Here is a 16,058-nt window from a genome sequence, read left to right on the forward strand (position 1 = left end):
TGGTTGCCTTTCCAACTGCCATGTTTTTTTACTCCTTATGCTAACTCATCAGGAGCAAACATTAGCTCAAGAAACTCAGGCTCAATTTGGCGAAGCTTTAACGTACGAGTAACTTCTCCCTCATCGCTTGTAAACGCGGTTGGTAAGTTGTGGTCACCATTTACGTAGATGACATCAAAGGTTTTCTCTTTGGCAAACAAATCAAAACGATTGGCAAACTTAGTGAAATCGTCATAACCAATTTTTTCGCAGTCGCGCCATAAAACAAGCGCCTTTTCTCCACTTGGTAGATCACCTTCAACGCGTACGTAGCCCCGCTCAATATTTGACTCAACAGTTTTCAGGTGCAAACCAATCAAGTAGTTGAAGGTTTCAACTAAATCGATATTTCTCTCTTCAAAAGCACCCGCAGAATCCACTGCAATTTTCATTTTATAATCAAACGGTTTTTTGAAATCATCAGTACTTAATAACGAACCTTTGCTTTCGGTTTCCAACATGTAGTTGAGTAAGTAATCGGATTTTGCTTGCTCGGGTATTGAGTCGAATAAATCGCCTGTAGTTTGTGGTTTTCTGAGTTCTAAGTTATTCAGCGTGTCTTCGTAGCTTTCTAGATTTAAGTATTTAAAAACTACTTTTTTATTTGTTTTCCTTAGTTCTAACGCCTTACCATTTTTCCAACTACCAGATAAGTAACTTTTTTTAATTCTAGGAATTAAGACGTTATCAAAATAACTACCTTGCTCAATAAGAAAGTAAGAAATATCTTTATTGCGTTCATAATTAAAATCTATTGTAGCTGCAGCCGTAGTACCTGAACCACCAAAGAAATCTAAAATGACAGATTCATCATCCGCTATTTGATCCAATATTTTAGCAATCAAAGCAGGTGGTTTAGGATTGTCAATTAAGCCTTTTTGACCAAACATTGCTTCAAGCTTCGGCTCTCCATCAGCATATTGCCTAATCACAGAGGTTGAAATAACTGATTCGACTTGATGTAAAAAGTACTTAATTTGAGGGATTTTACCTTCACCTTTAAACTTTATTCTGGAATTTTTCATATGCATTTCGAAAGATGGTCTTTTTCCAATAGGATACCTAGGAAATGCCCAGCCAGCCCTTGGTGCCACGCCCGTTTCACCTGTAAGAGGATTCTCTACAGAATAAAAGCGATAGTTCTCAGAATCAGGATCTTTTGTTGTATCCGCCTGTTTTCCGGCTGGCATAGAAGGCTCAACTTCCCTAAATAACCAGATTTTGGCGTTGCGCTCTTTTGCGTTTTTTTGATCAATAAATTTGCCTAAAGCATCTCTATATTCCACAAATTTATATGGGTAAAGCCCCTTCCAAGGATCTGTTTTCTGAGCCTCTTCTTTTGATAAACCTTGTGCGACAGCTTCCTCTATATGCTCATTTCTATGAGCACTATATAAATTTTTAATGGCTAACTCTATTGCTTCTATTTCAGGAAAAGCTTTATTAAGTTCGTCTAGGAGGTTAGTGACTTCTTTGTAACCCTCTCTTTGAACTCTAAATTTAGATTTATCTCTAAGGATTTCGTTTTTATTTTTTGCAAAAACTTCAATATATTCGTGATTAGTAGAATATGCTGTTGCATTATTACTAACAGTATCTCGTGCCCATATAATTTCTTCTATTCGATTCTTGTTTCCAAAGGCCAAATTTAAGATACCCTCTAAATTATGCCGCTCACTTTCATTAATACTTACGAAAATCGCACCTTTTTCTTCTAATAAAAGTTTAGATTGCATTAATCTGTCATACATAAATGAGCACCAACTTGATGACTTAAATGAATCTTTGTAAATAAAACCGTCACTTCCTGTATTATAAGGAGGGTCAATATAAACCTGTCCTACAGTCTCATTAAAGCAGTTTTGAGCAAGCCTCAACCCTTGGTAGTTATCAGATTTTATACACAACGGAATTTGCCTATTTTGAGGCAAACTAATTTGTGACAGTATTCTTTCTTTTATTTCGGAAGAATAATTTTTTGTATCAATAATAAGTTGCTTGTTCTGTTTTAAGAAATTAGCATCAATATTTGTGTTTTCTATAAACCCTAAGGAAGCCCACTCTTCTATTTGCTCCTTAGATAACAAGGCCTCATAAAATGAGTCATCTATAAATTGTAAATTGATACAATAATTACTTTCGACAACAAACTTTTTCTTTGTCCAAAGTTTCTTTTGGAAATTTTCCAGTTGGGCTAAAAACCTAACAATATCAGTTGCAATAGAACGAAGGCATTGAATCATTCTTAGCTGTTTTTCAATATCTGAAAACACTTCGGCATTCTGTACATTATCTAGATTCATTACTTCATTTTTAATATAGAAGTCGAGTTCGTTAGATAAAAACCCACCTAAGTCTTTGTGAATGAAATAGTCAGCGGTGTTACGTTGCGTATAGGTAGTAAGATGCTTTTCTAGCAAAGTACGATTTGGATTTTTTTCAGTTGGTTCGCGTTTCGTCACATCAACCCAATCACTTTGAATGTTATTATTCGACAAAATCGCATCTAGCGCCTGGCTCACTAATGCTTCTTGCTTAGTACCTTTTTTAACTGCCTTGTATTCAAACTGAATGATTAATTCATCTTTATCACCAGAGCTATCAACAACGACAGGCAATACTTCTTCTTCGTAATCTAGGCCATCATCGTCATACTTAATGCGCGTATGCTCTTCGACTAACACGAAACGGCGGTCTGCATCATTGTCCTTTCTATTGTCTTTCGCAGTGTCTGCCGCAAGCAGCTTAAAGGTTACTTTGCGACCGTCTTCAAGTTTGAAAGAGTAATTAGAAAAATTCTCGCCGCTTTTTATGTAATACTGGTCTTTATTAGCCCAGTGAAGCATCACTTCTTCACCAGCGTAAGGGATAGCGTAAGTGTCACCTTTATAACGACGCTTACTGACGAAATCTCCACTGTCATAATAACGAGAGAAGAAGGTTAACAAATGAGTAAATACCGCATTTTCATGCTCGTTGGCACCTTGCGATGAAGCTGCGATTTGTACTCGAAGGTCTTTTACTTTTGGGCTATCATCTGGATTAAACCCAGCACCTTCTGCATTTTTAATAGCTTCTGCCAATTGGCGTTCCAATTCTTCTTTATTGGCATTACCCGCCGAAGCCAACGCATCACTAATTTTTTTCATTAGTGTGTTCTCAAGGTAGTTGTTAATCTCATCCGCTTTGGCATTCAAGATACGATAAATACCGAAATCTAATTCCGGTTTATCGATTTGGAAAATTTCCTTTAGTTTTTTAACTAAGTCGTTATATTTGCTCATTATTAGTCTCTTATTTAATGTCTATCACAACAGTCTGGACATAACTGAGTTACTGTCACACCTAATTGCTGCATTAGTTCTTTCTGCTCAATCCAGTCGCTATCTGTCGCATTTACTACATCTGCATTTGCGACTACTGCAGTTGCTAACAGTTTTCTATCGGATCGATCAAATTCATTATCGGGTAATTCTTCAAACGATTTGGCTTCATCGTCACAGGGAGTTATATTGACCAAGTTGATGTTGCTGCTCGGATCATATTGATTGTCATAAAGATACTTAAAAAACTTATCACCTAAACCAGGTGAGCCTTTATAACTACAATGAATTTCATACTCATCCATAATCAAGCCTGTATGATCAAGAGCTATAGTAAGATTCTTATAGGTTTCTATAAATTCAATACACGATAATTCACAATCGATAGATGCTTGATTACTTTTTCCATTTGCTACTACTAATACATTAGTATCTATCACCTTAGGCATTTTCGGTTTGACTCTCTTGAGCTGCTTTTCGTTTTAGTAATGCAGCTTTGCGAGTTGCTGATATTTCTTCCATTTCATTTCCGAAAAAGTTATCAGGCCAATTATGAATTGCACCAAAATCATCAAGTTCAAGTTGCTTGTAACTTGCTTTACCTCGTTTAGTTGAAAAGAAATACAGTTTCAAATCACTACTTTCAGCTTTATCTTCTGCTACTCGCCGCTGTAGTCTTCTAATAAAATGCTCACTATGGCTTTCAACTATGACTTGAATATTTCTCGTTTGGGATACTGTCAAAATCAAATCAGCTAATTTACTCTGAACAGCTGGGTGTAAGTGAATTTCAGGTTGCTCTAATAACACAGTTGAGCCTTCAGCTACATAATAGAGCAACACTATTACTGGTAATATTTGCGAAACTCCAAAGCCGACATCAGTAATTGCTACTTCAGCACTACCGTTTTCTTTCTGAACATAAGTTTTAAAGTGGTTTGAATTAGGAGCTATTTCCTCAACCCGAAAATTATGGATAAGTCCCAGCTCTTTCAACCAATATGCTACCATTTCTTGAAAAGTTTTATAACGTGTACCTTTAGTTAAGTTTCGTTTTTCGCCTTTTAAGGTTGCTGCAAGAATCGCATTGATAGTGAGCTCCCCTTGCTGACCAACGTCAGAAGGACTTGTTCCTGACCATTGGTAACTTCTTTTTGGAAAGCTCCTTAACGGACCAAGGTAATAAATATTATCCATACACTCTTCCAAGGCGCTTTCAAACTGACTTAAAAAGTCAGCATTTTGATAATAAGTTTTTGCCTGGTCAGGAAATAAGTAATATTTAGTTGCTTGAGGAAGCTTCCAGTTTCGCCCTAATGTTCGTATAAATCTAAATTTATTTTTATCATCTGGAACTTCAGCTTTCAGTTCAAATTCATTAGATTTATTTTCTTTAGGGATTATAGAAAAGTTTGATCCGGCAAATTTATAGCTTAAATTTTTAACTTCAAGGAGTTTACCTTTCAGTCCTACATTGGAAGACAGTTCAAGATCTTTACCATTAAATAAAACGCTTCTGGAGCTTTCCTCTATATTCTGAATTTTTAATTCATCGACTAGCTGCCAAGAAAGAGTGAAAGATAAATTTCGACTCTCTTCATGTTGAGAAACCACATCATGATAAGTACCTAGGTCAGCTAGCTTTTCTTCACTACCGAAGTCTAGTGCAATACCACGATCCGAGTTGTTTTTAGTTTGCTTCAACATCAACAGCATATGTATTAAACTGCTTTTACCCGAACTATTCGTACCAAAAATTCCGGTTACCCTACCAATATCTAAATCTAATTTTTCCCATACTTTAAAGTTTTCTAATATTATTCTTTTTAGCATGCTCTTCTCCTAAACGACTGCCCAACGAATCGTAAACAATTCTTCTATTTCAGTTTTTTGTTTCATCCGAGCTTCTAATGCCGCTATAAGCTCGTCCCGTTTTTCAGCGATTTCATCTTCAACATCCCATATTTCAGCTCGTTGCTTTCGTTGTTTACGTTCTAAATCTTTCAACTGTTTTTGCATCTGTTGTTGCGCTTCAACAAAAACTGCGTGACGGCTTTCTCGTTTCAGCGATTTGATTTGGTTCTTGGTGTCAACAAGTGCTTGCTCGGCAGATAAAATTTTATCGTCCGCCCACTTCTCAAGTTTATCTCTCTCGTCTTGAAAGTACTTATTATTTAAGTCCATTGCTTCAGCAAGTTTTACATCTAGTTGTCTGGTCTGGTTCTCTAGCAAACGCTCAGGAACAGAAACACTTACCTCTTCAACACTTTTACTACCAACGTTAAACAGCTTTTTACAAGCCTCGCCATCAATGAGTTGACCTCTATCCGTCATACCTGTGAAAACAAGATACTCTTCTGTTTGAAAAGCTTCTATGCGCAATAAGTTTAGTGATAGCCAACCAGACTGACCTTGCAGTTGCTCTGCCACAGAAACTTTCGTTTGATGGCTTTGATAGTCAAATATAACCTCTTTATGTGGCGTAGCTTGTTTTCTCGCCGATTCAATTACATGCTCGCCTAGTGGATGAGTAATTCGGTACTTATGTGCGTGTTCTTCAATCACCTGTGCCGTTTCAGCTTCGGCCTGCTTTCCTTTACGAATAAGTTGATATTTTCCTTTCGCGAAACCGGAAATTTTATCGGTTAACGTGAAGCTGTAGTTATTCTCATTAAAAAGTGCATGATTGCGAAGTTGATGCACTGTTACAGCCCAAAACCATCTAGAAACTTTGTCTAAGCGTTCCTTGGCTTGATCTAATTTAATTCTAAGTAGGTCGTGAATATCTTCGTCAAAATGCTCTAACAACGCCTCTTGTGTTTGTTGCATTTTTGAACTGATATCGTCTTCTAGCTCTTTTTGCAACGAGGTAAAAGCTTGCTCAATTTCTTGTGGTGATCGGCATTCTTGATAGATTTGCTGAATACGTTTTTCAAAGTCTACGCCACTTTCTAAACTACCGAGCACAGAATCAGAAGCGCCAAAAACACCGTCAAAAAGAGTGAATTTATCAGTCAGTAATTCAAGTACTCTTTGGTCAGCCAAGTTGCGCTGGTTCATGAAGTTAATCACAACCACATCAAACTTTTGACCGTATCGATGACAACGCCCAATACGCTGTTCAACCCTTTGTGGGTTCCAAGGCAAATCGTAGTTTATCAGTAATGAACAAAACTGTAAGTTAACACCTTCAGCTGCCGCTTCTGTGGCGATCATTATTTCGGCATGGTCTTTAAAGTGGTCAATAAGAGCCGTTCTTCTATCAACCTGAGGCGATCCGGTTACCTTATCTGAACCTTCATTTTTTATTTTCCACTGCTTATAAATTTCAGTTGCTTCCGGATGTGTATTTGAGCCGCTAAAAGTAACGATTTTGTCTTTAAAGCCATGTTGAGCTAAGAATGCCGCTAAGTAACTTTGAGTTCTTTTAGACTCAGTAAAAATAATGACCTTTTGGGCAGCTCCCATTTCGGCCATTTGGATAAAGCCTAAATCGAGTGCCTTTAATAATGCCTTGGCTTTTTCGTCGTTCTGAATACCTTCAGCCTGCTTTATAAAGCCTTCTAGCTCCTGAATTTCAAGCGATAACCTTTTTTCATCAATAACTTCTTTAGCCGCTTCGTCGTCAAGCAAATCATCTATATCGTCCTCATCAAGATAATCTGTTTCTAGATCATCATCTTCGATAATAGTGCGGAGTAAATCGTCATCATGTTCTACCTTTTGGTGTTTTAGTTGCTCCAGACGACTTTTCATCACTTGCAGCGTATTTAGAACGGCAAACGAACTTGAGGCGAGTAGCTTTCTTAGAATTAAGCCTGTGAGATGTTTTTGTCTTCTAGGTAGCGCATAGCTATCATCCTTTTCTAAAAACGCAGAAACGGCATCATACAAAGCTTGCTCTTGGTCAGATGGAGTAAAGGGAACAGTAATAGCTTTGCGCTGGGTATATTTCACATACTCAAGCACTTGTTTGCGCAGTGTACGCTTTACAAAGCTTGCAAGTCGCTCCTTTAGTTCTTGCTGATCACTATCGCCCTGCATGAATTGTTTACGAAACGCTTTGTCGTCGCCAAAAATATGTTCATCGATCAACGTCGACATACCATACAGTTCCATTAAAGAATTTTGCAATGGCGTTGCTGTTAACAATAGTTTCTTTCGACCATGAAGCGCTCTTTTAAGCGCCTGTCCCATCTTATTGCTTTCACGATGTGCATTACGTAGTTTATGCGCTTCATCTATAACAACCAGATCCCACATTTCACCAACGAGCCTATCTTCAAGCCTAGCAGCATAGTGATAAGACATAATCACTACCTGCTTGTTGTTTAATGGATTGTAGACACCTGATTTCTGTAACTGGTTAAACGTTTTAGCGTCTAGTATTTGAGAAGGGAGATTAAATTTTTCCAATAATTCTTGCGCCCATTGGCGGCGCAAAGATGCAGGGCAAATAATAAGAAGCTTACGCTTTCTTTCCGCCCAGTACTGGCAGAGAACAAGCCCTGCTTCAATAGTTTTCCCTAATCCCACTTCGTCAGCCAACACAACACCTTGATTCAGTGGGTTATCTAATGCAAACAAAGCCGCCTCAATCTGATGAGGATTAAGATCTACACTAGCATCAAACAATGACTGAGATAGCCTGTCTACACCATTATTGCTATGTAGAATTGATAGTTCATGTGCAAAATATTTCGCGTGGTAATCAGTAATCAATTAACGTTGCTCCCTTTGCTTTCTTCAATCCATTGCTCAATATCTTCGCGTTTAAAACGCCAGCTACCACCAACTTTAAAACCAGGCAACTTACCTTCGCTAGCCAAGCGGTAAGCTGTCTTTTCTGCTAACTTTAAATACGCCGCTACTTCTTTCAAGGTTAATATTGGGTCTGTCATTTAGTTATTTTTGTTGATTTTTAATCAAAAGAGTTATTGAGAGAATATGGGAAAATTGAGGAATCGTCAACGAAGGTTTGTCATCACTTGAAGAAGCCTTTCCGCTATTACATCATCTTTACCCTTATGATTTAAATAACTAACTTTACAAAGACTTCGTTTCAAAATAACGGTGGTTCGTTTTAACTATTTAGCCTCTGCCTTCTATCTTTACCATTATCCAATCTTCAACTTCACTTGCCACCCAAACAACACAATTTGAGCTTAATTTCACCTGCTTTGGAAAACGATCTTCCTTCATAAATTTGTAAATTGCTGAACGACTTAAGCTGGTTAAATTCTTAACTTCATCTAATTTAATAAAACGCATTTTTAAATCCTCTGGATATGTTCAAAGGATTCGCAAGGCCAGTTATTTTTTAGGGCATAAAAACGATATAAAAACATTTCAGACATATATCACCCCTGTGCATAAACATGTTTAATCATTAAGGAGAACGTTATGCACAGTTCATTAGCTGAGACATACAAGTCTCATCGTCCATTGCATGAGTTTCGTGTACTAGAAAAAGCCGCCAAGATCATCGAACGCTGTTATTTAAAAGGTCAGGCGTTTACCAGCTCTAGCGCCACCCAAGATTTTTTGATGTGTAAGCTAGGCACATATAAGCAAGAAGTGTTTTCTGTCATGCTGCTCGATAGCCAGCATCACCTGATCGAATACAAAGAGTTATTTTTCGGGACCATAGATGCGGCAACCGTTTACCCTCGCGAAGTAGTGCGAGCGGTATTTGAAGCCAATGCAGCTGCTGTAGTATTTGCCCACAACCACCCTTCTGGCATTTCTGAGTCGTCTATTGCCGATAAAAATATTACTGAGCGCCTAGTAAAGGCGCTTGGTTTAATTGATGTGCGGGTGCTGGACCATATTATCGTGGCAGAAACACCGGTGTCGTTTGCAGAAAAAGGATTACTGTGAGGTATGGCTATGGAGGTGAAAATAAAGAGAAGTACTGAATTATCGTTACCTGGTACGTTTTACCAGTTAATCGAAAAAGAGATCATCGATGTGGGTAAACCAGATGAAGATGCCAAGCGCATTACCCTGAATTTTTTAGACCCAGGTTATTGTGCTCAAACGGGTGGTTATCACCCTGTGAATGTTGGCTTAGTTAAAAACATGAATGAGTGGAGACTAGTTTCAATATCCGATTACGCTTACCAAGATTCATCAAACGACTTGGTAAAAGAAATTGAGATCTGTTTTACCACCAATAAAGCCTACAGCATGTTTACTGGGTGGCTAGATAGCGGTGATTCACAAGAGCTGCTATCGATGCTGATAAATAACTTCGTAGAATACTACGCGATGGGCGTTTATCGCACCGCCGCCTACATCGACTGATTCCAAAACCTCAGGTTCCCATTTTGGCATTTTGGGAACCTGACACCCCAGTAAAAACAAGGCCTTCAGCGACATACCTCCGCTGAAGTTCCCATTTTCTACAAATACAGCAAAAAAGGAACCTGAAATATGGCCGAAGTTCAAGCGATCACGCAATTTGAAAAAGTCCATCTGATAAGCCATCTGCTGTCGATTCGTTGCAGTGAACAAATGGCGGACATTTGGAACATTGGTTTAAACCTGGCTCTTCGAATATCGGATTTACTATCGATTAAGTTTTCCGACATACAAGGCGATAGGCTTATCCTTAAAGAAGGCAAGACCGGCAAAGTTGCCAATATCCAACTTAACAACAAAGCGCTGAAAACCATCAGTAAAATCAAAGAGAAGCACCCTTCGCATATTTACCTGTTTCAATCCCATCGAAGCCAAGGTACGGACAACCAAAATCCTAAGCCGCTAAGTAGACGCGCAGTAACTAAAGCATTCGCACAAGTTGGTGAAGAACTTGGCTTATCACTTGGTACCCACAGTATGCGTAAGACCCGTGGTTATCACTTGTATAAAAACACCAAAGACATCGCCAGAGTGATGAAGATGCTCAGGCACAGCTCTGAGGCCGTCACGCTCAGATACATCGGCATGACCCAAGCCGAAATCGATGCTGACTTTGTTGAACTCGAAATCTAATAAGGAATACTCTATGTTTAAATATTTTTTACTCGCTCCAGCGATTAATCTGGTTGAAAGCCTCGTCGATGAATTTCGCGATAGCGTAACCCCTAAGATAGGCAGTGTCGTTTATTGTGACATGTGTTGTGGCTACGCCGATCACAGTGGCATTTATGTGGGTAATAACCAAATCATCCATTTAAATGGCAAGGGGGTTATTGAACAAGTTAACCCTACAGGTTTCACCGATGGTACCACCGCTCTGAACATCTACGTATCTGCCAAAGATGAGTATGCCTGTGGTGATGAAGATGTGGCTGAACGAGCACTTGATATGCTCGGTACAAAAACAGAATACAACACGCTATCAAATAACTGCCATCAGTTTTCTGCCTATTGCTTAAATGGTGATTTACATAACGCCTGCTCGTTTATGTGGATGTTAAAAGATGAAGCGAAAAGCTACCTTGGTGCCAATACCTGGCGGCATTGGGGATAAAATGGTTATGGGCCTGAAGGTAGTCAGGCCCAATCCTAAAAAGCCAATTTACTTTCGACTGGCTCCATACATATTCCCCTCTCCTCCATATTTTTTTTGTCGTAACTTTGCAAAGTAACTGATCCTAAAGAAGAATGCTTTTAACTGAGCAATATCCTCAGGTGATCTTTTACCGATTATATATACGCCTTTTTCAGGAAAATGCACTAGCTGAGTCACATCACATAGTTTCTTATTCAGTGCACTTGCGCACGCTTTTCGACATCTAGCGGCCATATTTCCTGATACTCGCTTGAAGTCTCCTAATGTTCTATAAGCCTGTTTATTAAGTAGAATAGCTAGATGGTAATGTGGCTTAAGCCCTTTGGAACTATAACCCCACTCCTTCACCCATATAACTCTAACTTTTGTTCGGTGAACCCTAACACCAGCTTTAATGCGGCGCTGCTCATCAGCATAAATCTGCGCTTTAATTGAGCTCTCAAATCGAGATATGAATTTGCTATCTGTAGCATCGAAGTCGCTACAAAACCTTAGATCGAGTCGAAAAGCAAAAGTTTGCTTATAGTCACTCAAAGCGTAGTCAATTGTTTTCTTCATTGCCTTTAAGCAACCGACAAGTAGAGGACCTTTTTCGATATTTACCGGTAGCCCTTCAAATAAAGGTGTATGGTGAAGAGAATAATGTTTTGGTAAGTTTGTACTGCTCATGATAAACCTTATGTTGTGAATTACATAAGGTATTGCGAAGCGATAAAAATTAATTGAAAAGCAGCTAACTATCAAAGGTAGCAGTGTCTACTATTTGCTTATGTATATTACTACATACCTACAATATCTGATTCTACATACACCTGGCTAATGCACGAAAATAGCGGTGAAGACTTATTAATATTTGTATTTTTGAACTCTGTTAATGAGCTAAGAGTGCATGGGAACAACTGAAGATCAATCAAAGTAATATGACATGGATTAACTGCAAAACATTTACGATTGTTTCGTTGAAGGATAGAGCTTCTTAACTCCATGATAGGGTTTATACAGCTCACCCCAAAAATAAGTATGCAAATCAGCTGCAACTGATTCAAGTCTGATTTCCACAAAAGCAGAGGTTGTTTCGAAAGCACCAAAGGCCATCATTTCTCGTAAATACATCTCATGATTATTGGAATTCAATTTCTCTGTTTGTAACAATGTTGCAAATGTATCTCTGGCTATAGCCCCTCTTAAAGGACCAAAACCTCTTTCTTCGCAAGCATGCAATGCTTGCTTAAACAGGTTTAATGCGGCTTTAAAGTCATTTAAAGCAATAAAATGTTTTGCCTTAGCGCAGAGGAGCGGTGCCTCCCAAGCATCAAACCCTGCATGTTGTTCGATGTTATCAAGCAGGTTTGATATCACTTTTTGACTATCGATTGGTCTTTTGTTTTTCGGTAGATCTAAAATATAGCCGCTTTCAAGCAATATAGCTCCCGCTTCTTGGAGCGATGTTTTAGCAACTTCATAAAGTCTTTTTATAGCAGCTTCCTTGATGCGGTAACCGTATGAGTTATCATTTGCAAATTTCGATATAACCCAGTAGTTATTTTCTTTTTGAAAAGCCCGCCAAGGAGCCCCTTTTCGAAGCAGTTTTTCTAATTCCTTTTCAGCTTTCGTTTCGTCAGCCCATAATTTTTGCTCAATCATTTTTTGCTTAAATACATCCAAGTTTGCTTCAGGATTTGAATCAAAGAGATCAGGGAGCGGTTGTTCACAATTCATTCGCTCAAATCGTTTTGTAAGTAGGTCTCCTAATAACGAGGAAGAATGTGCAAATCGGGAAGGGGCAATGGACAAGAACAAACCATTTTTATCTATCTCTAATAAGTGTTCATCAAACCATTTATTCTCAGCATACTGTCCATGATTTAAACGAGATGCTTCAATAGTTAAGTTATAAACGTACTTGTACATATGACAAAGTTGCAGCACTTTATTTTTATTAACATCAGCGCAAATCGGGTCGACTTCAGGGCATAAAAATTTTAAAAGTCGTTTATAACCATCTTGGATAGCCTTCGCAAGATAAAGACGCTGGCGGATAATTTTAAAAGTGGGCTGAGCGTATCTAATAGCCATAAGCTTAATAAAGCTTTGGTTTTGATCACTACTTCCTTTGCCCTCTATAATTTTTTCAATAATACCGGTGTCAGTAATTGGAATCTCATGAGCTAGTAAGTCAACTGTTAGATTTTTGTGCTTTATAAATGCAAGGACCTGCTGTAGTTGTTTTTTTTCATCTAAATTTTTATCTACACGTAAACAACCTTTAAACTCTAGCTGATTATCATCAGAAAACGTTTGTTTGATAGTTTCCAAGCGCGGTACTTTACCTTTTTTCCAGTTATAGATATTTCTAATAACACTCTCTGTATTAGTGTTTTCCACATTTAAATTTCGAAGTTGCTCGAGCCGTAGACCTAGCAGATCCAACAACCATGTACAGACTTGCTCCACAGGCATCATTACACGTGAACGATCTTCTGTTTCTGTGGGGAGATACCAAAAATAACCACCAGGCATTCCTTCATCGATGATATCCTCAAAGCTCCAGTTCGCTACGAATCGGGCAATACCGGGAATATAAGAATGGCTAACTAGCTGCCAGACAACTTGCTTACTATTGGCATTAAATGTCCATATTTTATGTTCTAGCTCTTTTTGGAATTGAGCAAAATTTTCCATGTTGCCCATCAAATCTATACAAGCATCTCTATCCTTATTAATTTCCAAGGCTCTAAATATTCCATCCATAATTTCTTCGAATTGCTCATGATGTTTTTTCAACGGTCGCTTTAACTTTGCAAACGCAGATTTCTGTTTGCTTGTATAAGGTGGTAACTCAAGACTCTGGTGCACCTGTAAAAGTATTGATTCAAAAGATGGAATGCTGCTCATTTGTAATCCTTATCAAATCTAATTCTCTTAATAATTGCATCATCAGCTCTCAGTGAATATGAAATATCGTGTCCCCCCTCATAAAAATATCTTCCCAAAAAGGGGGGAGCAGAAAGTTTCATGGTTAGAATAGGCTGTAGCTATTACGATTCAGTCATCAAGAGATTTGTTGAATAATAAATCCTTGTATGTACTCAAATATACTGATATTTGAGCCGTTAGTCAGGAATTAATAATTCATTTTCATTCAAAATAGGAGAAGTCTCATGGGACAAAACCCAAACTGGCCAAGTAAAACAGGTAACCCTTCAGGTCCTGGCCGCGGCAACAACCCACCAAAGGGTAAATAAACCAAACAAAGGGGATGAGGCTACTCTCACCCCCTTTCAATCAAAATCACTTCATTCACTCACAATAAAGTTCCATCACACTCCTGAAGGTTACATTTTTATTAGAGTTTTGAAAATCAACACTACATAAAAACAACTAACCACCTACGGACAAGCTACTGATATACAACATTAAACTTGCCATAACCCAACTGAAAAGATACCATCAAATCACTACAAGGTTACGCAGTAATAAAGATTAAGGGAGATAAGATGGCTGTAAAGGGGTTTAATTCAAAATGGTTTTCCGATATCTGTGAACGAGAAAGCTATTGGATACTGATGTACTTTATCTCTGAACATTCTATCGACCAGCTTCAAGCTCATGCGAGCGTTAAAGATAGAGGCCGAATACTCGATAGTTGCGTCGATAATTGGCAACAGTATGGTAAGAATATTACGAAAGAAGAAAGCTCAAAACTTTGTTCAGATATCAAAATATTATGCAAGCAGTCAATACTTAAAGATCAAGAATTTGAATGGTTGGATAAAAATAACCCTAGAATGTGTTACTGGGCTTGGTTGTATGTGAACAAGTTTCCCCTACTCCCCCCCCAACCAATACAACCAAATCAGTATTCCCGCTACATGCCACGCTATACTCGCCCCCCATTACAACAAGTTAAACCTATACTAGACTATGGATCCACTATAGACCCTGTTTACCCAACAAATTCACAGGAACGAATCGATCAAGTCATTCGAGTTTTTGATTTTAATTTCCCGGGTGATGCGAATTACAAAAGACAATACCTTGAGAAAATGAAGACACAATGGGCTAGGTGTTTTGAGTTTAATAAGTTTCACCTTTGGTTAGAGCAAGACAATGAAAAACAAATCAAGTGGGCTTGGGACCACCTACCTCGTAATATATTTCATTACACTCAGCAGCCAACATCTGTTACAGAGCAGTATTTAGCTATTGTCGGTGCTTTTGATACTTGGCATGATCATTTTGCTGTTCTTGAACAAATAGTGAGTAAAGCTAAGCGAGCATGGAGTCAAAAGAAACATAGAGATAAGCGAGGAGATAAAAAAGCTTACAGTTTCGTCATTTCTCAAGACGCAAAAAATAAGCTTGATACTATTGCACGTATTACCGATAAAAAGCTTAGCGAAGTAATAGAAAAGATTATCGACCATGAATTAGATCGTCTAAAAAAATCTGGTAGTAACAATATCGAGATCTGATTGGTGGGTGTATTGGTGAGTAGAATCGTAAAAATCTTTAAAATTCAAAATAAATCACTGTATTTATTGAGAATCACAATGAGGCACACATTAAGATCCAAAATATAGAATAATATCCATTAGAGTCCAAACACCTCCGCTAGAGCCCAGTCATACTGGGCTTTTGTGTTTTTAGTGCCTAAACATGTCTCCAAATTTAGTTGTCCGTTACAATAAAAAATATAAGAACATGTTGGACACTGCCATTTAAGCCTTTCACGGTTGTTTGCCTCGATTGGAAATCCATTTTCCGGTTTAAAACGTTGAGCATTGGCTGGCAAGTTTTTTTGTTTTTTCTCTTTTCCTATATATCCCATATGCTACCTTGACCTATCGTTTTGCATTCTTTTTGATGACACTCTGAGCACAATGAATAAAGGACTAAACGACGATAAATAATCTCTGCGATTTCCGCCAGCACTTACGGTCTATCAAATCATATAAAATACCAACTATTTTGCTATCTATATGTTATTTACGTTCTTTTTTGCTCTAGATCACAAATAAGGCGTTGCCTCACATTTGCACATAAAGGATAATCCTGAGCTGCTATTTTGACGGGTATAGTTAGGCTTCTTTAATCTTTATATAAAATAAACAGCAAACCTATCAATTATTTAGCTTTCTTTGTTGGGATTTCCCCCGCTCCAGCCAAATCAATAT

Annotated in this window: 14 protein-coding genes; 5 read left to right on the plus strand and 9 right to left on the minus strand. The window is 38.1% G+C overall.

What is annotated here, in order from left to right; translation table 11 throughout:
- Window positions 1-35: 35 nt before the first annotated feature.
- From ACAY00_RS13690 to ACAY00_RS13715, 6 genes are all read right to left on the minus strand, one after another.
- Window positions 36-3,323, minus strand: a complete 3,288-nt coding sequence (locus ACAY00_RS13690; RefSeq protein ID WP_371374857.1) for a DNA methyltransferase — start codon at window positions 3,321-3,323, stop codon at window positions 36-38.
- Window positions 3,324-3,337: 14 nt separating this feature from the next.
- Window positions 3,338-3,811 carry a hypothetical protein gene (locus ACAY00_RS13695; protein WP_371374859.1) on the minus strand — a complete coding sequence of 158 codons (474 nt, stop codon included), beginning with the start codon at window positions 3,809-3,811 and terminating at the stop codon, window positions 3,338-3,340.
- Window positions 3,804-5,195, minus strand: a complete 1,392-nt coding sequence (locus tag ACAY00_RS13700) for an AAA family ATPase (RefSeq protein ID WP_371374862.1) — start codon at window positions 5,193-5,195, stop codon at window positions 3,804-3,806. The genes ACAY00_RS13695 and ACAY00_RS13700 overlap by 8 nt, the downstream gene beginning before the upstream one ends.
- Before the next feature lie 9 nt (window positions 5,196-5,204).
- Window positions 5,205-8,084 (minus strand): SNF2-related protein, encoded by a 2,880-nt coding sequence (locus ACAY00_RS13705; RefSeq protein WP_371374864.1) that lies wholly within the window; start codon window positions 8,082-8,084, stop codon window positions 5,205-5,207.
- The gene (mads1, locus tag ACAY00_RS13710) at window positions 8,081-8,263 is read right to left on the minus strand and encodes a methylation-associated defense system helix-turn-helix domain-containing protein MAD1 (RefSeq protein ID WP_371374866.1); all 183 of its coding nucleotides are present in this window, start codon (window positions 8,261-8,263) and stop codon (window positions 8,081-8,083) included. The genes ACAY00_RS13705 and mads1 overlap by 4 nt, the downstream gene beginning before the upstream one ends.
- 190 nt (window positions 8,264-8,453) lie before the next feature.
- Window positions 8,454-8,633: an AlpA family transcriptional regulator gene (locus ACAY00_RS13715; RefSeq protein ID WP_371374869.1), complete on the minus strand. Its 180-nt coding sequence runs from the start codon at window positions 8,631-8,633 to the stop codon at window positions 8,454-8,456.
- A 132-nt stretch (window positions 8,634-8,765) separates the two neighbouring features.
- On the opposite strand from ACAY00_RS13715, the gene ACAY00_RS13720 reads away from it, so the two are divergent.
- From ACAY00_RS13720 to ACAY00_RS13735, 4 genes are all read left to right on the plus strand, one after another.
- On the plus strand, window positions 8,766-9,242 hold the full coding sequence (locus tag ACAY00_RS13720) for a JAB domain-containing protein (protein ID WP_371374871.1): 477 nt from the start codon (window positions 8,766-8,768) through the stop codon (window positions 9,240-9,242).
- 15 nt (window positions 9,243-9,257) lie between these two features.
- Window positions 9,258-9,668: a DUF2787 family protein gene (locus tag ACAY00_RS13725; RefSeq protein WP_371374873.1), complete on the plus strand. Its 411-nt coding sequence runs from the start codon at window positions 9,258-9,260 to the stop codon at window positions 9,666-9,668.
- Window positions 9,669-9,797: 129 nt separating this feature from the next.
- A complete protein-coding gene (locus ACAY00_RS13730; RefSeq protein WP_371374875.1) occupies window positions 9,798-10,358 on the plus strand; it encodes a tyrosine-type recombinase/integrase in 561 nt (186 codons plus the stop codon).
- A 13-nt stretch (window positions 10,359-10,371) separates the two neighbouring features.
- Window positions 10,372-10,839: a lecithin retinol acyltransferase family protein gene (locus ACAY00_RS13735; RefSeq protein WP_371374878.1), complete on the plus strand. Its 468-nt coding sequence runs from the start codon at window positions 10,372-10,374 to the stop codon at window positions 10,837-10,839.
- 48 nt (window positions 10,840-10,887) lie between these two features.
- Here ACAY00_RS13735 and ACAY00_RS13740 read toward each other — a convergent pair whose 3' ends face one another.
- Entirely contained in the window at window positions 10,888-11,550 is a 663-nt protein-coding gene (locus ACAY00_RS13740) for an inovirus Gp2 family protein (protein WP_371374881.1), read from the minus strand.
- A gap of 276 nt (window positions 11,551-11,826) precedes the next feature.
- Window positions 11,827-13,776, minus strand: a complete 1,950-nt coding sequence (locus ACAY00_RS13745) for a hypothetical protein (RefSeq protein ID WP_371374884.1) — start codon at window positions 13,774-13,776, stop codon at window positions 11,827-11,829.
- Between the two features lie 602 nt (window positions 13,777-14,378).
- Between ACAY00_RS13745 and ACAY00_RS13750 the strand changes: the two genes are divergently transcribed.
- Entirely contained in the window at window positions 14,379-15,356 is a 978-nt protein-coding gene (locus tag ACAY00_RS13750) for a hypothetical protein (RefSeq protein WP_371374887.1), read from the plus strand.
- A gap of 119 nt (window positions 15,357-15,475) precedes the next feature.
- On the opposite strand, the gene ACAY00_RS13755 is transcribed toward ACAY00_RS13750, so the two are convergent.
- Window positions 15,476-15,712 (minus strand): hypothetical protein, encoded by a 237-nt coding sequence (locus ACAY00_RS13755; protein WP_371374890.1) that lies wholly within the window; start codon window positions 15,710-15,712, stop codon window positions 15,476-15,478.
- Window positions 15,713-16,058: the final 346 nt, after the last annotated feature.

The organism is Thalassotalea sp. 273M-4 (assembly GCF_041410465.1).
GTDB lineage: Bacteria > Pseudomonadota > Gammaproteobacteria > Enterobacterales > Alteromonadaceae > Thalassotalea_A > Thalassotalea_A aquiviva.